The organism is Clostridium algoriphilum, from assembly GCF_020443705.1.
In the GTDB taxonomy this organism is placed as follows: domain Bacteria; phylum Bacillota; class Clostridia; order Clostridiales; family Clostridiaceae; genus Clostridium_AD; species Clostridium_AD algoriphilum.
Genome location: NZ_JAIZZK010000004.1, coordinates 190,822 through 210,533, shown reverse-complemented (window position 1 = coordinate 210,533; position 19,712 = coordinate 190,822). Strand labels below are relative to the sequence as shown.

General features: G+C 30.9%; 17 protein-coding genes. 5 read left to right on the top strand and 12 right to left on the bottom strand.

Annotated elements, in window-relative coordinates; translation table 11 throughout:
* Nucleotides 1-60: 60 nt before the first annotated feature.
* Together LGK95_RS05850 and LGK95_RS05845 are read right to left on the bottom strand one after the other, a co-directional pair.
* Entirely contained in the window at nucleotides 61-987 is a 927-nt protein-coding gene (locus LGK95_RS05850) for an alpha/beta hydrolase (protein ID WP_226123196.1), read from the bottom strand.
* Nucleotides 988-1,298: 311 nt separating this feature from the next.
* On the bottom strand, nucleotides 1,299-1,661 hold the full coding sequence (locus LGK95_RS05845; RefSeq protein ID WP_226123194.1) for a hypothetical protein: 363 nt from the start codon (nucleotides 1,659-1,661) through the stop codon (nucleotides 1,299-1,301).
* 258 nt (nucleotides 1,662-1,919) lie between these two features.
* On the opposite strand from LGK95_RS05845, the gene LGK95_RS05840 reads away from it, so the two are divergent.
* Nucleotides 1,920-2,522, top strand: coding sequence for a flavin reductase family protein (locus LGK95_RS05840; RefSeq protein ID WP_226123183.1), 603 nt, complete (start codon nucleotides 1,920-1,922; stop codon nucleotides 2,520-2,522).
* A gap of 218 nt (nucleotides 2,523-2,740) precedes the next feature.
* Here the strand turns inward: LGK95_RS05840 and LGK95_RS05835 are convergent, their stop codons facing one another.
* On the bottom strand, nucleotides 2,741-3,919 hold the full coding sequence (locus LGK95_RS05835; RefSeq protein ID WP_226123182.1) for an ROK family transcriptional regulator: 1,179 nt from the start codon (nucleotides 3,917-3,919) through the stop codon (nucleotides 2,741-2,743).
* 549 nt (nucleotides 3,920-4,468) lie between these two features.
* Here LGK95_RS05835 and LGK95_RS05830 point away from each other — a divergent pair.
* Nucleotides 4,469-5,848 (top strand): sugar porter family MFS transporter, encoded by a 1,380-nt coding sequence (locus LGK95_RS05830; protein ID WP_226123180.1) that lies wholly within the window; start codon nucleotides 4,469-4,471, stop codon nucleotides 5,846-5,848.
* A 187-nt stretch (nucleotides 5,849-6,035) separates the two neighbouring features.
* Here the strand turns inward: LGK95_RS05830 and LGK95_RS05825 are convergent, their stop codons facing one another.
* The 8 genes from LGK95_RS05825 to LGK95_RS05790 all read right to left on the bottom strand — a co-directional run bounded on the left by LGK95_RS05825 (nucleotide 6,036) and on the right by LGK95_RS05790 (nucleotide 15,518).
* The gene (locus LGK95_RS05825) at nucleotides 6,036-7,214 is read right to left on the bottom strand and encodes an ROK family transcriptional regulator (RefSeq protein ID WP_226123178.1); all 1,179 of its coding nucleotides are present in this window, start codon (nucleotides 7,212-7,214) and stop codon (nucleotides 6,036-6,038) included.
* A gap of 120 nt (nucleotides 7,215-7,334) precedes the next feature.
* A complete protein-coding gene (gene tkt, locus LGK95_RS05820) occupies nucleotides 7,335-9,323 on the bottom strand; it encodes a transketolase (RefSeq protein WP_226123176.1) in 1,989 nt (662 codons plus the stop codon).
* A gap of 14 nt (nucleotides 9,324-9,337) precedes the next feature.
* Nucleotides 9,338-9,985 carry a fructose-6-phosphate aldolase gene (fsa, locus tag LGK95_RS05815; protein ID WP_226123174.1) on the bottom strand — a complete coding sequence of 216 codons (648 nt, stop codon included), beginning with the start codon at nucleotides 9,983-9,985 and terminating at the stop codon, nucleotides 9,338-9,340.
* A gap of 12 nt (nucleotides 9,986-9,997) precedes the next feature.
* On the bottom strand, nucleotides 9,998-11,530 hold the full coding sequence (gene xylB, locus LGK95_RS05810; RefSeq protein ID WP_226123172.1) for a xylulokinase: 1,533 nt from the start codon (nucleotides 11,528-11,530) through the stop codon (nucleotides 9,998-10,000).
* Nucleotides 11,531-11,586: 56 nt separating this feature from the next.
* Nucleotides 11,587-13,068 (bottom strand): L-fucose/L-arabinose isomerase family protein, encoded by a 1,482-nt coding sequence (locus tag LGK95_RS05805; protein ID WP_226123170.1) that lies wholly within the window; start codon nucleotides 13,066-13,068, stop codon nucleotides 11,587-11,589.
* Nucleotides 13,069-13,128: 60 nt separating this feature from the next.
* A complete protein-coding gene (locus LGK95_RS05800; protein WP_226123168.1) occupies nucleotides 13,129-13,752 on the bottom strand; it encodes a DUF4867 family protein in 624 nt (207 codons plus the stop codon).
* 334 nt (nucleotides 13,753-14,086) lie between these two features.
* Entirely contained in the window at nucleotides 14,087-15,061 is a 975-nt protein-coding gene (locus LGK95_RS05795) for an SPFH domain-containing protein (RefSeq protein ID WP_226123164.1), read from the bottom strand.
* Between the two features lie 28 nt (nucleotides 15,062-15,089).
* Entirely contained in the window at nucleotides 15,090-15,518 is a 429-nt protein-coding gene (locus tag LGK95_RS05790) for an NfeD family protein (RefSeq protein WP_226123163.1), read from the bottom strand.
* 371 nt (nucleotides 15,519-15,889) lie between these two features.
* Here LGK95_RS05790 and LGK95_RS05785 point away from each other — a divergent pair, with 371 nt between their 5' ends.
* Entirely contained in the window at nucleotides 15,890-17,800 is a 1,911-nt protein-coding gene (locus LGK95_RS05785; RefSeq protein WP_226123162.1) for an NAD(+) synthase, read from the top strand.
* Between the two features lie 70 nt (nucleotides 17,801-17,870).
* Here LGK95_RS05785 and LGK95_RS05780 read toward each other — a convergent pair whose 3' ends face one another.
* Nucleotides 17,871-18,293 (bottom strand): YaaR family protein, encoded by a 423-nt coding sequence (locus LGK95_RS05780; protein WP_226123149.1) that lies wholly within the window; start codon nucleotides 18,291-18,293, stop codon nucleotides 17,871-17,873.
* 314 nt (nucleotides 18,294-18,607) lie between these two features.
* Between LGK95_RS05780 and LGK95_RS05775 the strand changes: the two genes are divergently transcribed.
* Nucleotides 18,608-19,126 (top strand): chromate transporter, encoded by a 519-nt coding sequence (locus LGK95_RS05775; RefSeq protein WP_264174484.1) that lies wholly within the window; start codon nucleotides 18,608-18,610, stop codon nucleotides 19,124-19,126.
* On the top strand, nucleotides 19,127-19,663 hold the full coding sequence (locus tag LGK95_RS05770; protein ID WP_226123143.1) for a chromate transporter: 537 nt from the start codon (nucleotides 19,127-19,129) through the stop codon (nucleotides 19,661-19,663).
* The last annotated feature ends 49 nt before the right edge of the window (nucleotides 19,664-19,712 follow it).

The following is a 19,712-nucleotide window of genomic DNA, read 5'->3' as shown; positions in this document are numbered from 1 at the left end:
AAAGCATTTCAAGCAATATATACTTTTTGTTATATCATAATTCATGAAAATGCGCTTAGATTATATGTGCATATTAATCCATTTCACTACATCCATAAATACTTCCTCTTTATTAGTTTCATGAAGCATCTCATGCCGCCCATCTTTATAAATTTTATAAACTAAATCTTTAATTCCCTGTTTATTATAAGTTTTAACTAGCCTTAGAACACCCACACCATTTTTCCCTATAGGATCTTTGTCTCCCGCAAAAATATATATAGGTAAATTTTTAGGAACATTTTTAATTTCAGCCATGCTTTCTATGCCCTTCAGCCCACCTAAAAAATCATAGAAAAATCCTGCTGTAAAAATTGACCCACAGTATGGGTCATCTACAAATTCGTCTATTTCCTTGTTGTCTCTACTTAACCAATCAAAGGCTGTTCTACTCTGATTAAACGAATTGTTATTCCTTCCAAACATTAATTTATTTAGTAGAATGCTTTTAGCGCATCTTCCAATTCTCTTAATCTCAACTTTTGCTATTATTCTGCCTATATCAATAATAATTCCTCGCCTACCGCAAGTTCCTGTAAGTATAACGCCATTTAATTCGTTTCCATATAAACAAATATATCTTTGAGTTAAAAAAGATCCCATGCTATGACCAAGTAAAAATATAGGCGAGCCCACATTTTCTGCTTTAATTATTTCATTTAGTCCATGCATATCCTCAACCATTGAATTAAATCCGTCCTCGCCTAAGTCTCCTAATTTTTCAATTTGACCTGCAGTTTTTCCATGACCCAAGTGATCATTAGCATAGACTACGAACCCATTATCTGTTAAAAACGTTGCAAAACTTTCGTACCTAGATGCTGTCTCTCCCATCCCATGTGCTATCTGCACTACTCCCTTAACTTCTATATTCTCATTAGGTAGCCATTTGTATACGAATATATCTAAATTGCCCTTATGCTTAAACGTAAAACTTTCCGATATCATAACTTCATCCCCTATTATTTATATGTACATGATATTTCTTTATTTTATAATTTTATAATTATTATTCTAAAAAATAATCACAAATATAGCACTGTTACTACGCTAACAATTAAAACACTTAAATACAAAAAAGCCACACTATATAAATCTACTGCTTAATAGACTTTTTAGTGTGGCTCTCATTTCTCATAGCCATATTTCATATTTACTCTCAATAAAAATTATATCACTAAAAGATATATTTGGAAAGTAATATTAGTCAACTTTTAAAAAAATGTTGCATCAAAGTATATTTTTTAACATATGGACCCTTATTTCTCCAAAACTTTATATTCCACCTCTATATATTTATCTTCATCGTAAAATTTCTCTGATTGTCCATAAATACGTACATTTGTTTCTACAGCATTTTGAGCAATATATTTTGCAGTATTGAAAGCCACATCAATAGTTTTATCTACTACAACAGCTGTTACGGCCGCTGTTATTTTTGAGGTTTTACCCACTACCTTTGATACTATTTTGCTATACTTCTTGCTGATTTGCGCTAGTTCTTCTCTACCCGCTTTTTCCGCTATAGAAGATATAACATTTCCCGTTATCTCGATACCATATCCCGCGGTATTTCCTACTAATTTTCCAACACCATAAATCATTTTTCCTGCTATTGTCATAATTATCACCATACCTATATTCATTCTTATATACATTATTATACCATATTGCTTAGAAATTATTACTGATCAGGATGGTAAAAACTTAATTGCTCCTTTTATTTTTATAATAATAACATTTTCCCTTAAATATATAAAGCATTTTTCAGCTTAAATTTTCGACTTTATAAATGTTTTAAGGTATTGTATAATGAATAATGTTATAAGAAAATAAAGACATACTACTAATGTATGTCTAGAATATAGAGGTGAAAACACATGACAAAGACTATATTTAAAGGCAGTGCAATGTTAAATCCTGTTCCAGTAGTATTAATTACCTCAAAAAATAAAGAAGGTAAAGTAAATGTTTTTACGGTGGGATGGATAGGCACGGCTTGTACTAAACCCCCAATGATTACTGTAGCCATAAAACCTGAAAGACTATCCTATGATTATATAAAAGAAAGTGGTGACTTTGTAGTAAATTTACCGAATTCTAAAATGGTTAGAGAAGTTGATTACTGTGGTGTACGTTCTGGAAAGATAATAGATAAAATTAACGAAATGAACTTTACCATGGATAGCAGCAAAGATGTTACAGCCCCAATAATATCTGAGTGCTTCATATCTCTCGAATGCAAAGTTAAAAGCATTACAACTTTAGGTAGCCACGATTTATTTTTAGCTGAAATTGTAAATACTCATGTTGACAATTCTTTAATAGATGTTAATGGGAAGATACATTTTGAAAAAGCAGATCTCATTACCTATTCTCATGGTGAATATTTCAGTGTTAACTCTAAACCCTTGGGAAAATTCGGTTACTCAGTTCAGAAAATAAATAATAAGTCGCATACAAAGCATAAAAATAAAGCCTGATTGTAATGCTGCCTATAGAACGGACACTACTCCTGAAGGTTTAAATCCTTTAGTAAAAAAAGTGGTTATGACATTATAATTACCATCAGTCTATGTTTTAAATTAAATAAGTTGATGCTCAATAAATTAAACTATTCTAAACATTAGAGTTAGAATAGTTTTTTACTTTTTTTGAATAAGCCTTTGATAGAAACTTGTAAATGATTGAACAATTATAACTAAATTACCCTTTCATTTAAAAAGAAGAATTTTCTCATTGGCAAGAATGCCGCTCCAAGTATAGATGCATTCCCTTGTAAATTAGAAAACGATACGTTACATTCTTTTTTATCATAGAAATCATTTTGCTTAAATATTTTTTCTTTTAATTCTGTCTCAATAATACTCTTATAATCGGATATTTCTCCATCTATAATTATACATCCTGGATCTAATATCAATATTATATTTTTAATTCCTTCTGCTAAAAATTCTAAATAAGCATCTAATATTTCTTTTGCCTTACTATCTGTTTTTGACATCTCCATAAAATCCTTTAAACTGTTATTTTTAATATTGTATGCCTTTTTATATTCATCCAGTAATGCTTTTTTAGAAGCATATAATTCCCAGCATCCTTTTTTACCGCAATTACATTGTTTTCCGTTTTTTATTATAGTCATGTGGCCAAATTCTCCAGCACGCTTATTGTAACCTTTATAAACATTATCTGTAATTATTATACCCGTACCAATACCTTCTGTTATAGATATAAAAACCAAACTACTTTTAACATAATTAAAATTTATAAATGCTTCTGCATATGCCGACGCATTAGCTTCATTTTCTATAAATATTGGGACTGGAAAATCACGTTCAAAATTTTTAAAGCATATATTTTTCAACTTCAAGTTTGGTGCATTCTTTAAAACTAACTTTTCTTCATTTACCGTACCAGGTAAAGAAAAACCTACTCCCAATATCTTATATAATGGTATATTGTTTGTACTAATAATATTATTAATTTCTTTTTTAATTTCTAAAATAACACTGTTGAAATCATCTATCTTATCAGTCACATTAATAATCTTTTGGACTATTATCTTAAAATTTAGGTCAGTCATAATAATCCTAACCTGTTCTTTTGTAATAAGTACCCCAAAAGAATATCTACAATTTGGTAAAAATCTAACAATTACGGGTTTTCTTCCTCCAGAAGATTCCCCAACCTCAGTTTCATCTAAATATCCTTGTTTTATAAGTTCCCTAACATTACTTATAACCGTTGGAATACTTACCTTAATGGTTTTAGATATTACTAGATTTGTAAGTTGTTTTTCCCTGTATAACAATTGAATTATTTTTTTTTGATTTGTTATCTTTATTGTTTCTTGATTTATAATTTTTAAATTTTTCATATTATAACACCCATTTCACTAGTTTCTCTTATATCATAACATTGGTTGTACTATTAATTAATGGTGTATAAATATTATACACCATTATTATATTTTTTCTACGTTAATATTAAATTTGAATATTTTCTAATAACCCTATCATATTTAGTATAGTGCGTGAAATTTTTCAGACTTTTTAAAACGCCTTGAAAAAGTTTTTCTCATGTGTTATACTAAATTTATTAAAATAACTCATGGGAAGTTTTTTAGTAAATATGAAATCGTTTAATATTTACAAATCCATGCGATAATAAAATTACAATTAAATTAAATAAAAAATGGGAGATGGTAATAACTTATAAGGAACTTTTTAATAATTATGAAACCGTTTAATATTTACAAACCCATGCAATAATAAATTTACAACTAAGTTAAATTAAATAAAAATAGGGGATGATAATAACTTATAAGAAACTTTTTAATAATTATGAAACCGTTTAATATTTACAAACCCATGCGATAATAAATTTACAACTAAGTTAAATTAAATAAAAATAGGGGATGGTTTAAATGAGGGTAAAAAGAAAAATTAGCACTTCTTTAATATATGTTTTCGGTGCACTTAGCGGCCTTTTGTTTGGTTATGATACTGGAGTTATTTCAGGTGCAATTCTGTTTATTCAAAAACAAATGCACCTTGATTCATGGCAACAAGGCTGGGTTGTTAGCTCTGTATTACTAGGGGCTGTTCTTGGGGCTGCAATTATTGGACCAATGTCTGATAAGTACGGGCGTAAGAAATTGATTTTACTATCATCAATTATTTTCTTTATTGGTGCACTTGGATCAGCATTTTCTCCAGGGGTTTCGACATTGATTTTATCACGTATTGTTCTTGGTATGGCAGTAGGTGCTTCCTCTGCTTTAATTCCAACATACTTAGCTGAATTATCACCTGCAGAAAAACGTGGTTCTGTGTCAAGTTTGTTCCAGCTAATGGTAATGAGTGGTATTTTATTAGCCTATATAACTAACTATAGTTTCTCCGATTTGTATAGTGGTTGGCGTTGGATGCTTGGATTTGCTGCTATTCCAGCCGCAATTCTTTTCCTAGGAGGTCTTGTATTACCAGAAAGTCCTCGTTTTTTAGTTAAAGATGGTCAACTTGATGAAGCCCGAGATGTCTTAGATCAAATGAATAAACATAATGAAAGTGCTGTTAATGATGAACTTATCCAGATTAAGAAACAAGCTGAAATCAAAAGTGGTGGAATTAAAGAATTATTCGGTAAATTTGTTCACCCAGCATTGGTTATTGGTGCTGGACTAGCTATTTTTCAACAAGTTATGGGCTGCAATACAGTTCTTTACTATGCACCAACTATCTTTACTGAGGTTGGCTTTGGTGTTCAAGCGGCTTTACTTGCCCACATCGGAATTGGAATTTTTAACGTTATTGTTACTGTTGTAGCTGTCATGATCATGGATAAAGTTGATCGTAAAAAGATGTTGATTTATGGATCTATTGGAATGGGAACTTCCTTACTAATTATGAGCGTTTCAATGAAGTTCTCTCATGGGTCATTAACTGCTGCAATTATTTGCGTTATCGCATTAACCGTTTATATTGGTTTTTTCTCAGCTACTTGGGGGCCTGTAATGTGGGTCATGATTGGTGAAGTCTTCCCTCTAAATATTCGAGGTTTAGGCAACTCATTCAGTAGTGTAATTAATTGGGGTGCTAACATGCTTGTATCATTAACATTTCCTCCATTACTGAATTTCTTTGGGACTGGTAGTTTATTCATAGGTTATGGTGTCCTTTGTTTTGTTTCAATATGGTTTGTTAAATCTAAGGTATTTGAAACGCGTAATCGTTCTCTTGAGGAGATTGAAGCTACTCTTAGGGCACATGCTAGTGAGAATGACAAGAAAAATATTTGTAGTTAGAATTTTAAGAAAGCTGTTGCACTGAGAAATTAGTACAACAGCTTTTTCTGTATTTAGTTAGCGCAGTGAACAGGTTTGAACTGTAAGGCACAATAGATACACTATCAATAATGTTATGTAACCAATCATAAATTAAAATGATGTCGCATAATTGTATGTAAAAAATTTGTATAATAAATAATTATAGCTAAATTACCTTTTCATCTAAAAAAAATAATTTTCTCATTGGCAAGAATGCCGCTCCAAATATAGATGCATTACCTTCTAAATTAGAAAACGATACGTTACATTCTTTTTTATCATAAAAATCATTTTGCTTAAATATTTTGTCTATTAATTCTGTCTCAATAATACTCTTATAATCGGATATTTCTCCATCTATAATTATACATCCTGGATCTAATATCAATATTATATTTTTAATTCCTTCAGCTAAAAATTCTAAATAAGCCTCTAATATTTCTTTTGCCTTACTATCTGTTTTTGACATCCCCATAAAGTCCTTTAAACTGTTATTTTTAATATTGTATGCCTTTTTATATTCATCCAGTAATGCTTTTTTAGAAGCATATAATTCCCAGCATCCTTTTTTACCACAATTACATTGTTTTCCGTTTTTTATTAAAGTCATGTGACCAAATTCTCCAGCACGCTTATTGTAACCTTTATAAACATTATCTGTAATTATTATACCCGTACCAATACCTTCTGTTATAGATATAAAAACCAAACTACTTTCAACATAATTAAAATTTATAAATGCTTCTGCATATGCCGACGCATTAGCTTCATTTTCTATAAATATTGGGACTGGAAAATCACGTTCAAAATTTTTAAAGCATATATTTTTCAACTTCAAGTTTGGTGCATTCTTTAAAATTAACTTTTCTTCATTTACCGTACCAGGTAAAGAAAAACCTACTCCCAATATCTTATATAATGGTATATTGTTTGTACTAATAATATTATTAATTTCTTTTTTAATTTCTAAAATAACACTGTTGAAATCATCTATCTTATCAGTCACATTAATAATCTTTTGGACTACTATCTTAAAATTTAGGTCAGTCATAATAATCCTAACCTGTTCTTTTGTAATAAGTACCCCAAAAGAATATCTACAATTTGGTAAAAATCTAACAATTACGGGTTTTCTTCCTCCAGAAGATTCCCCAACCTCAGTTTCATCTAAATATCCTTGTTTTATAAGTTCCCTAACATTACTTATAACCGTTGGAATACTTACCTTAATGGTTTTAGATATTACTAGATTTGTAAGTTGTTTTTCCCTGTATAACAATTGAATTATTTTTTTTTGATTTGTTATCTTTATTGTTTCTTGATTTATAGTTTTTAAACTTTTCATATTATAACACCCATTTCATTAGTTTCTCTCATATCATAACATTTTTTGTCTTAATTAAGACATAAATAATAAAGTGGTATCTTAATTAAGATACCACTTTTTATTTTGTTTAAACTAAGTTTAGTTCTTTTTATTTTTCAATCCCAATACAGTATCAACTACATTGTTAACTGTAAATCCGAACTCTTTAAATAGAATTTCTGCTTTACCTGATGCACCAAAGTGATCGATTGAGATCACGACTCCATCAAGACCCACATATTTGTGCCAACCAAATGAGGTAGCTGCTTCTACTGCAACTCTTGTTCTCACTTTATTGGGAAGTACTGATTCTTTATATTCCATGCTCTGAGCTTCAAATAATTCAAAGGAAGGCATACTTACAACTCTTGCCGCTATTCCCTTTGCCAATAATTCATCAGCTGCCTTATAGATAAGTTCCACTTCTGAACCTGATGCAATTAAAATTACATCTGGTGTTTCTTTTTTACAGTCCTTAATTATGTATCCGCCCTTAAGAGCTCTTTTCCCAGAATCCTCATATAGCGGCAATGTCTGCCTTGTTAAAATAAGTGATACTGGGCCTTTCGCTTTAGCTACAACATAATACCAACCTGCTGCTGCCTCTTTTGAATCTGCTGGTCTAAATACTGTCATATTTGGTATAGATCTTAGTGCTGCTAACTGTTCTATAGGTTCATGTGTTGGTCCATCTTCTCCAACTCCAATACTATCATGAGTTAACACATAGGGTATTGGTAATTTCATTATTGATGAAAGTCTCATGGCACCCTTCATGTAGTCACTGAATACGAAAAACGTAGATACAAATACTTTTAAACCACCATGAAGATATATTCCATTAGCGATAGCTGCCATTGCATGTTCTCTTACTCCAAAATGCATGTTCGCCCCTGATCTATCTTCCGCTGAAAAATCTCCTCTGCCCTTCATATAAGTTTTGTTTGAAGGAGCAAGATCTGCTGAACCTCCTATTATGTTTGGAACAAGCTTTGCTAATCTGTTAATAAGTATTCCCGAAGATTGTCTTGTTGCCATTGGTTTATCAAAACTCCAAAAACTTTCATCGCCTAATAGATCAGTGGCTATTTTACCACTAAACCAAAGCTCCCACTCTTTAGCAAGCTCTGGATAAGCCATTTTATATCCTTCGAATAACTTATTCCATTCTTCTTCTTTAACATTTGCTTGTTTATTAAAATCTTTCATGTGTGTTTTAACTTCTTCTGGAACAGTAAAAGGCTCATAATTCCAATTTAAATTCTTTTTCATACAAATCATATTATCCGCACCAAGTGGTTCTCCATGTGCTGATGCCTTTCCTTGTTTATCAGGACAACCAAATCCTATTATATTCTTTACTATAATAATAGTTGGCTTTTTATCTTCTTTTTTAGCATCAACTATAGCAGAATTTATATCCTCTGTATTATTTCCATCAGCTACCTTTATAACCTGCCAACCATAAGCTTCATACCTTTTAGCAACATCTTCTCTAAAAGCAATATCGGTACTTCCTTCAATCGATATATTATTAGAATCATACATCATTATAAGTTTTCCAAGTCCTAGTGTTCCTGCTAATGAAGATGCCTCACTTGAAATTCCTTCCATTAAACAGCCATCACCAGCAATAGTATATGTATAATGATCTATAATTTTAAAATCCGGTTTGTTAAATTTTTCTGCAAGGTAACTTTCAGAAATAGCCATACCTACAGCATTACAAATCCCTTGACCTAAAGGACCTGTAGTAGTTTCCACTCCATCTGTATGTTTATACTCTGGATGTCCTGGAGTTTTACTTCCAAATTGTCTAAAGTTTTTAATATCATCTACACTCAAATCGTATCCGAAAATATTAAGTAATGAATATATAAGCATGGAACCATGTCCTGCTGATAATACAAATCTATCTCTATCTTGCCACTTCGAATTTTTCGGATTATGTTTCATCTGTTTCGCCCATAGAGTGTAGGCCATAGAAGCGCACCCAAGTGGTAATCCCGGATGTCCCGAATTAGATTTTTGAATAGCTTCTGCTGAAAGCATTCTTATTGTATTTATTGCCAAATTATCTTTATTCATAAACGCCCTCCTAATTATCTATTGAATGTGTCATTCCAATCCTTAATGAATTTTTCTATTCCATTATCTGTTAATGGGTGTTTTATCATTTGCTTAATTATTTTAAGAGGCACTGTAGCAATATGGGAACCTGCAACTGCAGCATCTGTAACATGCATTGGGTTTCTTATGCTTGCAGCAATTATTTCAGTATCTATTGCGTGTACTTTAAATATTGTTACAATAGTTCTTATGAGATCCATAGCATTAGCATTTATATCATCAAGTCTTCCTATGAAAGGACTAACATAAGCAGCCCCTGCTCTTGCAGCAAGGAGAGCTTGTCCTGCACTAAATATTAATGTTACATTAGTTTTTATTCCTTCATTAGAAAGTACTTTAACAGCCTTTAGACCATCCTGCGTCATTGGTATTTTAACAATCATGTTTTTATGAATCTTAGCTATTTCTCTTCCTTCTTTTATCATGCCCTTAGAGTCTAATGAAATAACTTCTCCACTTATAGGTCCGTCTACAATAGATGCTATTTCCTTTATAACCTCATTAAAGTCTCTACCTTCTTTTGCTATTAGGGATGGATTAGTAGTTACACCACAAATAACACCCATTTCATTAGCTTCACGAATATCAGAAACATTAGCTGTATCAATAAATAATTTCATTTTTAATTCCTCCTAGTTTTTAATTCTATCTTTTAAATAAATGAATTCAGGTTTTAATGCTGTATATAATCGCTTATAAATTTCATGATATTTACTATACAATTCAACATTTTCATTAATTGGGTTTTGATAAGTAACCTTATGAATAATAGTATCACAAGCCTCTACTACAGATGAGTAAACTCCCACACCTACTAAAGCTAAAATTGCTACTCCTAGAGCAGGCCCTTCGCTAGAATTAATAGTAACCACTTCAGAGTTAAACATATCCGCTTGAATTTGCCTCCAAACTTCACTTTTACCACCACCGCCTGAAGCCCTTACTTCATTCACAGTTATACCCATTTCGTTAATAATATCCATGCAATCCAAAAGGCTATAGCCTACACCTTCCATGACAGATCTAAGCATATCATTTTTGTTATGTCTTGCATTAAGGCCAAAGAATACGCCTCTAGCATAAGGGTCTAAATGTGGAGTTCGCTCACCCATAAGGTAAGGTAAATACATTAGCCCATCAACACCCGGTTTTACAGATCCGGCCTCGCAATTTAACTCCTCGTATACATCAATACCTGAGGAAGCCGCATTTTGATTTTCTAAAACACATAAATTATCTTTAAACCATTTTAAAGACAATCCTGCTGCCTGGGTAACTCCCATAATATGCCAAGCGCCTGGTACCGCATGACAAAATGTATGCACTCGTCCTTTTTTATCTATAGTAACTTTATCAGTATGAGCAAAAACAACACCTGATGTTCCTATTGTCGAAGATATAACTCCCGGCCTAACAATACCATTTCCTACGGCACCAGCCGCCTGATCTCCTGCTCCTCCAACTACCTTAGTTCCTTCTTTAAGTCCCGTAAGTTTCGACGCAACTTTATTAACTACTCCAGTAACTTCTTGTGACTCATAAACTTTTCCAAGTAAGTTTTTATCAATATGAAGTTTTTCTAATACTTCATCACTCCATTTTCTGTTAGGCACATCTAAAAGTTGCATTCCACTGGCATCTGATACTTCAGTGCAAAATTCGCCAGTAAGCATAAATCTTATATAATCCTTTGGAAGAAGTATTTTATAAGTTTTTTTATAAGTTTCTGGTTCATGCTTTTTAACCCACATAATTTTAGATGCAGTAAAACCTGTTAATGCAGGATTAGCTGTTATTTCAATTAACCTTTCAGCTCCAACTAACTTTGTTATTTCATCGCATTCTTTTGTAGTTCTTTGATCGCACCATATTATTGAAGGTCTTAGAACCTTCCCTTCTTTATCAATCATAACCAAGCCATGCATCTGCCCAGATAAACCTACTCCTTTAATGTCTTTTATATCCACTCCACTTTTTTGTATTGCTGAGTTTATTGTAACTACTACAGCATCCCACCAATCTTCAGGGTTTTGCTCCGCCCATCTAATTTCAGGTTGATATAATGGATAATCCTTGAAAGCACTTGAAATGTTATTACCTTTTTCATCAAACAATATAGTTTTTGTACCTGAAGTTCCTATATCTATACCTAAAACATAAGTCATGTAATCTCCTCCTAAAAAAAATTCGTTTATTTAGAATATTTTTTGTTATTCGATAATTATTTAAAAGGATTTTCTGATTTATAAAGCATTCCTTTTGGTTGATTAAATCCTAATTCTTTAACACCTAAATATTTAAATAAATTGTAAATTGCTTTTCCATGATGTCCAAATGCAACAGCACCATGATGTGGATATCTCTTTTCAATTAATACATGACGATAAAATCTTGCCATTTCTGGGATTGCAAAAATACCAATAGATCCAAATGAGCGAGTTGCAACTGGTAGAACTTCACCCTCTGCTACATATGCTGTTAACTCTGCTTCTGCATTGCTTTGTAAACGGAAGAATGTTATATCTCCAGGAATAATATCTCCTTCAAGTGTTCCCCTTGTTATGTTTGGTTCTTTATTTGGTTCAAGTGCTCTTGCCATAATCTTTTGGTTTTTCATGGTACCACTTGTTAATTTACAAGCTGCTGTGTTACCACAATGGAATCCCATAAAAGTATCTTTTAATGTATAATCAAATTTACCTTTAATTTCTGATTCATACATATCAGCTGGTACTGTATTATTAATATCAAGTAATGTTACAACATCTTGGCTTATACATGTACCTATATATTCACTTAATGCACCATAAATATCAACTTCACATGATACAGGAATTCCCATTGCGGTTAACCTGCTATTTACATAACAAGGTACAAATCCAAATTGAGTTTGGAATGATGGCCAACATTTATTTGCAAAAACAACATACTTTCTTGAACCCTTATGTTCTTCCATCCAGTCCAGTAATGTAATTTCATATTGAGCAAGCTTTGATAAAATACCAGGCATTTTATTTCCTTCACCTAATTCTTTTTCCATGCTAGCTATTACCTTTGGAATTCTTGAATCATTAGAATGAGTATTGAATGATGCATATAAATCGAGTTCTGAATTTTCTTCAATTTCAACACCTAAATTATATAACTGTTTAATTGGTGCATTACATGCTAAGAAATCTTGTGGACGAGGTCCGAAAGAGATTATTTTTAAATTATCGAGTCCTAGTATAGAAGTCGCAACTGGCACAAATTCTGAAATCATACCTGCAACTTCGCTAGCTGTTCCAACAGGATACTCAGGTATAAATGCCTTTATATTACGTAGTGCTAAATTATAACTTGCATTTAACATTCCACAATAGGCATCTCCACGATCATTCATTAAGTTATCTCCACTTTCTTCGGAAGCAGAAGCAAACATCACTGGTCCACCAAACTGTTTTGCAAGTAGTGTTTCTGAAGTTTCAGGACCAAAATTTCCAAGGTATACTACTAATGCATTTACTCCTGCCTCTTTAACTTCTTTTAATGCTTTTAACATATGTGTTTCATTTTCAACAGTAGTTAGACATTCAAATATATCGACCTTAGATTTTTTGAAATTTTCAACTACTGCCTTTCTACGATTAGCGGATAACTCCATTGGGAAACAATCTCTACTTACTGCAACGATTCCTAATTTTAATTGTGGTAAATTTATCATTTTAATTCCTCCAATTTATTATAAATATTTATTTTAATAATTTTATTTTCTATTATTTTATTATTTTATTGAAATATTTTTTCCTTTTAGTCCTATAAATGCTCCCTGAGCGCCTAGATCAGTATCTTTATGACCAATTAACCATTTGTTTCTAGCAAATAGTAATGCATCCTCACCAGATTTATTAATTTTACTTTCGAGTGGTAGATTAGTATCCTTTGGTAAAACAACCACACACTTAAATCCATTTTCATTTGCATTACAAGGTGCATAATGAAGTGTAGTTGCATAAATCTCTACTATAGTACCAGCTGGAATTAAAAAGGCTTCAATTTTTGAAGTATCATATGAATAATCCTGATCGATATCTTGGATACAACCTAAAAGTAAAATAAAATCAGTTACTGCAACATTTATTTCAGATGAACGATGATATTCAACTGCGTTTAGTAAATAATTATTACCGTTACAATATCCTATTTGAATTGGTAATTCACCAAATTCTCTTGCTCTTAAATCCTCAGCAATTTTTAAATCTTCTAATTCTTTAATTGATGGTTCATAAATTACATTACTTGGCACTGGTGTCGTTTTCATTTTTTCAATTAATTCAGAACAATTATAATTATTTAAAACATGTCCATATTTTTTGAACTCATTATCTGTAACTTTTTTAATAATCATATTTATCTTCCCTTTCGTTTAAGTATTTAGATTAAACTGAAATATCTTTTTAAACTCACTTTAATAAGTTTATTTTACATCTCTTTTGCGTTTTCTGCAATAGGTTTATGTAAACTTTTTCATTTTTTTTAAAATTATTAAGATCTTGATTTTTAATAGTTCTTCATCCCATATAATTATTTTCAATTTAAATCGAAAATCTATTTCTTCTTTTATGTATTACAAGAATAAAAGGCTTAAAAAACAAAACAAGAGATAACCCCTGTACAGTACAGGAATCGTCTCTTGTTTTGTTGGCACCTTTTTTTAGAATGTACTTGACATAGGTACCAGTTTAGATTGATTTGTTTGGCATTGAAATATTCTCACTATTTTTATTCATTCTTAACATATCACCTATTGCTGCTATACTACCGAAACTTGACAATGTTTCATTTGGAAGTATAAGTTTATTAGCTGGATTTTTCGCCATTTCTTTAAGAGCTTCTATCTGTTTTAATGCTATTACAGTTTCATTAGTACCTGACTCTATGATAGCTGTATTTACTTTTCTTATAGCCTCTGCTTCTGCAATTGCAATAGTTTCTATAGCGCGAGCTTTACCTTCTGCTTCAAGAAGTTGAGATTCTTTAAGTCCTTCTGCATGTCTAATATTTGCTTGTTTTTCAGCCTCAGCATTTAATATTTGAGCTTGCTTATGTCCTTCTGCTTTTTCAATTAAACTTTGTTTTTCACCTTCTGCTGTGAGGATAAATGCTCTCTTATCTCTCTCTGCTCTCATTTGTTTCTCCATAGCTTGTTGTATTTCACCTGGTGGAACAATGTTTTTAATTTCTACAGACAATATTTTTATTCCATAAGCATCCGTAATTTCGTCGATTATTTCAAGAAGCCTAGAATTTATTCTATCTCTTCCTGATAATACATCATCTAAAGTCATGTCTCCCACAATATTTCTCATATTAGTAATAGTTGAGTATACTATACCTGATTTATAATCCTCAATATTGTATACAGCATCCCTTGAGTTAATAACCTTATAGAATATAACATTATCAATTGATATGTTAACATTATCCTTAGTTATAACATTCTGTGGTTGAATATCTAATATTTGCTGCTTAGTAGAAATCTTTCTTCTAACAAAATCTGCAAATACAATTGTTAAATGCCAACCCGGTTCTAGTATCCTATGAAACTGACCAAATCTTTCTACTAAAAGCACATACCCAGTATTAACAATTTTAATAGATGTTAAAATCATAATAATTATTATTAGTAATAAAACCAAGCCTATAATTGTTCCCATAACAAATTCCTCCTCGAATTTAATATAACTATACTTTAGCTATTAATAATTTATTTCCTTCGATACCAGTAATTTGAACCGAGTCACCCTTTTTTAAAGGTTCTCCCACATTCTTTACAGTCCAATAAATCCCTTGGAATTTAATGCTTGCTTTTTCATCAATATCTTTTGTTATTGTAAATTCGCGCCCGACATACCCTTCCTCCATAGTCAAAGTTTTTTTCACAGTATTCTTTATGGTTTTCTTAACAATAGGATACCCGATGGCCATAACCACTGCACTAACTGCTACAAAAGCAAATACTTGAACAATTACCGAAGCATTTAAACCAATAGCAATTATTGCTGCGATAGCACCTATAGCAAACCATACAAACATAAAACTACTAGTTGTAATATCAATGGCTAATGCCCCCAATGCTACAACTACCCAAAATATCATTGGCGTCCATTTCATATCGTATCCTCCTTATGGATATTAAATAATATTATTAAATCTACTTCATTATTGCACTATTAATCCTATTTTAATTATATATCTTTTATGAACTTTATAATACAATTTTATATAACTTATTAATAATAAAAATTTCATTGTTATTATTATATAATATTGTAGTTTTTAAACTTAATAATAATTTATTCTATTGTATTATATGTAATATAATACCACATGGTGTTTTACCTTATTTAAACATGGTAAAATAATCATTAGTTGCACCTACTAATTAAACTAAAATAATGATATAATTTGAGTAAATATTTGTTATTTCAAGTCATTTATGCATATACTATATTCGAAAAACCAGAGAAAGGTCGTGAATTAGTTTGGAAACTTCTTTTATAAAGGTTTCAGTTGCTTGTCCAGTTGTTAGTGTGGCAGATATAGAATTTAACTTAACTAATATACAAAGTTGTATCGAGCATGCAATAAACGAAAAATCAAAATTTATAGTTTTCCCAGAACTTTGCATAACAGCTTACACCTGTGCTGATTTATTTATGCAACGTAGACTAATTGAGGAATCTGAAAGTGCAATTAAATCCCTATGTGAGTTTTCTAAAAACAAAGATATATTAATTGCTGTTGGATCCCCTCTATATAGTAATGATTGTCTTTATAATTGTGCGTATGTAATATTTAACGGTAAACTTTTAGGAATAGTACCAAAAAGCTACATTCCGAATTACTCAGAGTTTTATGAAAAAAGATGGTTTACTGAGGGTCTTGGGATAATTAACAAGGTTATAAATCTTTCTTTTACAAAGGAGATTCCTTTTGGAACAAATTTATTATTTACTTGTAACGATATTAAATTTGGTTTTGAAATATGTGAGGACCTATGGGTAACCGTTCCACCAAGCAGCTATTTAGCTCTTCAAGGAGCAAACATAATAGCTAACTTATCAGCATCCAATGAATTAGTAAGCAAAGCAGATTACAGAAAATCTTTAGTTTCATCTCAAAGTGCAAGATGTATGTGTTCTTATTTATATGCATCCTCTGGTGTTTTCGAGTCTTCTACAGATTTACTTTTTAGTGGTCATCTTTTAATTAGTGAAAATGGTTTAATCTTAAAAGAGAATGATAGATTTCAAAGAGAAAACGAAGTTATTAATTCTATTATAGATATAAATAAATTAAATAGTGAAAGACTTAAAAATATGAGTTTTAGAAATAGTACCTCTATATGTCCGTTTGAAGTTATTGAAATTCATTTTCAATTTTCAGACTTAGATTTTGGAGCTTTTGATAGGAAAATAGATAAATATCCTTTTGTTCCTTCTAATCAACTTCAACGTGATATACGTTGCGGCGAAATATTTAATATTCAATCATCAGCACTGGCTAAAAGATTCTCGTATACGGGGCTTAATAAAGCTATTGTTGGAATTTCCGGGGGGCTTGATTCGACACTAGCACTCCTTGTTATAGTTAAAACCTTTGATAAGTTAAAAATACCATTAAAAAACATCATTACTATAACTATGCCTGGTTTTGGAACTACTGATAGAACATATATGAATGCAGTGAATTTATGTAAGAATTTAGGGACAGATCTTAGGGAAATTAATATAGTTGATGCATGCCTTCAACATTTTAAAGATATAAGTCATCCAGTTGAAAAACATGATGTAACTTATGAGAATGTTCAAGCAAGAGAAAGAACTCAAATTCTTATGGACCTTGCTAATAAAGAAGGTGGTCTATTAATAGGTACAGGTGATTTATCAGAACTCGCCTTAGGTTGGTGCACATATAACGGGGACCATATGTCCATGTACTCTGTGAATTGCTCAATCCCGAAGACATTGGTAAGATATTTAGTTAAATATGTAGCGGATAAAGAATCTTCAAAAGAAGTAACAGAAATCCTTTTAGATATTCTTGATACTCCTGTAAGTCCGGAGCTTTTGCCTAAAGATAAAAGTGGTTTAATCACTCAAAAAACTGAAGACATAGTAGGACCTTATGTACTACATGACTTCTTCCTTTATTATTTTATGAAACAAGGAGCTTCTACTAAAAAAATATTGTTTTTAGCGAAAGAGGCTTTTAAAGATGATTACACAGAAGCTGAAATAGTTAAATGGTTAGATAAGTTTATAAAAAGATTTTTTACTCAACAATTTAAACGCTCAGCTCTACCAGATGGTCCAAAAGTAGGAACTATAAGTGTATCCCCAAGAGGAGATCTTAGAATGCCATCAGATGCTAGTTTTAACTCTTTCCTTTAGTTTAAAGGAGTACATATATTGTATTGTGTAAGGTGACTGCATCAAACTTTACACAATATTTGTATTTTTTTTATTTATAAATATCTACAATTAGACCTGAAATCTCGTCGATAGTATTTGCTATACTAAGATTTTCTTTTTCTTGATTTAATAAAAGCTTAGTAAGTTCTTCAAGTTTTGTGTCAACAGTCTCAACCGTTATAAAATATTGCGTTTGCCAAAAACTAATATCCTTTTTCACCTCGTACATGTGTTTTAAAACAGAGTCCAAGTATTGCTTAATTAAATTTTTATAAGCTTTGACATCTGAAAAGGATTTTGTAATAGTAAACCTATTACCTTTCTTTTTTATATCATCCATCATCTCCATTAATTTTTCTTCCGATTTATGTTGCCTAGCAAAACCAAAATTTTGAGAAAAATCCATTTTACTAGAAACAGGTTTTTTTTCCGTTGAAACAGTTGAATTTCTTCTAGTTCTTGATATTTCCATTGTGTTTTCACCCCCCATTTGCATTTATTAGTGCTTCTTATCTTAAATACATTGTTATATATATTATATCGAACTTCATGGAAAAAAATAGCTCCGAAAATAAATTCTAGCCCCATTTTAAAAATATTTTGCCGTAATGAATTTATTTTTGCTTATATGTTGCCACTTTTCTTTATATTAGTATAATTAAATGGTAAATATTATAGATTATAAACATAGGTTTGTTTTTCAAATGATACTAGATATTTTTATTTCTATTAATATAGATAAAAATTTGATTGTTAGAGGTGAGTAGAATAAATAGATTACTAAATATGTTTTGGACTTTCTTTAAAATAGGATCATTTACCTTTGGTGGAGGATATGCCATGATTCCACTCATTGAGACTGAAATTGTAACCAAAAAAAAGTGGATTTCAAAAGAAGATTTTTTAGATATAGTTGTTATTTCTCAGACCTTTCCTGGAGCCTTAGTTGTTAATAGCAGCATATTTATTGGTTATCGAATTGGTGGCTTACTTGGTGCTGTGATTGGACTTTTAGGAGTAATTTTGCCATCATTTTTTATAATATTATGCATTGCTGTTTTCTTTATAAAGTTTCGTGACTATTATTATGTGAATTTGATATTTGAAGGTATATCTGCTGCAGTGCCAGTACTAATACTCATAGCTGTAGTAAGCTTATCCAAATCTCTAAAAAAAAGTTATGTAAATCTTATTATAATTTTAGTAACCATTGCTAGTATATTACTTTTAAAAGTACATCCTGTTATAGTTATACTTTTATCTGCTTTATATGGGGTAATATTTCTTGGAAAGAAGGCGAAGTAAATGTCTATTCTTATAAAAATTTTCTTATCCTTCTTAAAAATAGGTGCCTTTAGTTTTGGTGGAGGTTATGCTATGCTTCCAGTTATTCAAAGAGAAATTGTAGAAAATCATAAGTGGATTACCGCCAAACAGTTTATAGATATTATTGGTATATCTCAGATGACTCCAGGACCAATAGCAATAAATTCTGCTACTTTTGTTGGTTTTAAAGTTTCTGGTGTATTCGGTAGTGTTGCTGCAACCCTAGGTGTAATTTCATTTTCTTTTTTCCTAGTCTCCATAGCCAACCATTTTTTACTAAAATTTAAAGAATCCACTGTAATGAAGGCAGCACTTGCAGGTATGAGACCTGCTATGATTGGACTTATAATTTCTGTTTTTGTGTCCCTGGGTAAAGAATCATATAAAGACATTAAAAGCATAGTTATTGGAATTATAGTTTTAATACTCTTGTTAACTAATAAACTTCATCCGATTTCAGTAATAATGATTTCAGGAATATTAGGTATTATATTTTATTCTTTAATACCTATATAAACATTGTTGAATATATTTTCTAATACCACATAAAAATATGATATAACCT

Coding starts and splice junctions, on each gene's coding strand:
- LGK95_RS05850 (WP_226123196.1), bottom strand. CDS start 987: ATGATATCGGAAAGTTTTACGTTTAAGCATAAGGGCAATTTAGATATA.
- LGK95_RS05845 (WP_226123194.1), bottom strand. CDS start 1,661: ATGACAATAGCAGGAAAAATGATTTATGGTGTTGGAAAATTAGTAGGA.
- LGK95_RS05840 (WP_226123183.1), top strand. CDS start 1,920: ATGACAAAGACTATATTTAAAGGCAGTGCAATGTTAAATCCTGTTCCA.
- LGK95_RS05835 (WP_226123182.1), bottom strand. CDS start 3,919: ATGAAAAATTTAAAAATTATAAATCAAGAAACAATAAAGATAACAAAT.
- LGK95_RS05830 (WP_226123180.1), top strand. CDS start 4,469: ATGAGGGTAAAAAGAAAAATTAGCACTTCTTTAATATATGTTTTCGGT.
- LGK95_RS05825 (WP_226123178.1), bottom strand. CDS start 7,214: ATGAAAAGTTTAAAAACTATAAATCAAGAAACAATAAAGATAACAAAT.
- tkt (WP_226123176.1), bottom strand. CDS start 9,323: ATGAATAAAGATAATTTGGCAATAAATACAATAAGAATGCTTTCAGCA.
- fsa (WP_226123174.1), bottom strand. CDS start 9,985: ATGAAATTATTTATTGATACAGCTAATGTTTCTGATATTCGTGAAGCT.
- xylB (WP_226123172.1), bottom strand. CDS start 11,530: ATGACTTATGTTTTAGGTATAGATATAGGAACTTCAGGTACAAAAACT.
- LGK95_RS05805 (WP_226123170.1), bottom strand. CDS start 13,068: ATGATAAATTTACCACAATTAAAATTAGGAATCGTTGCAGTAAGTAGA.
- LGK95_RS05800 (WP_226123168.1), bottom strand. CDS start 13,752: ATGATTATTAAAAAAGTTACAGATAATGAGTTCAAAAAATATGGACAT.
- LGK95_RS05795 (WP_226123164.1), bottom strand. CDS start 15,061: ATGGGAACAATTATAGGCTTGGTTTTATTACTAATAATAATTATTATG.
- LGK95_RS05790 (WP_226123163.1), bottom strand. CDS start 15,518: ATGAAATGGACGCCAATGATATTTTGGGTAGTTGTAGCATTGGGGGCA.
- LGK95_RS05780 (WP_226123149.1), bottom strand. CDS start 18,293: ATGGAAATATCAAGAACTAGAAGAAATTCAACTGTTTCAACGGAAAAA.
- LGK95_RS05775 (WP_264174484.1), top strand. CDS start 18,608: ATGTTTTGGACTTTCTTTAAAATAGGATCATTTACCTTTGGTGGAGGA.
- LGK95_RS05770 (WP_226123143.1), top strand. CDS start 19,127: ATGTCTATTCTTATAAAAATTTTCTTATCCTTCTTAAAAATAGGTGCC.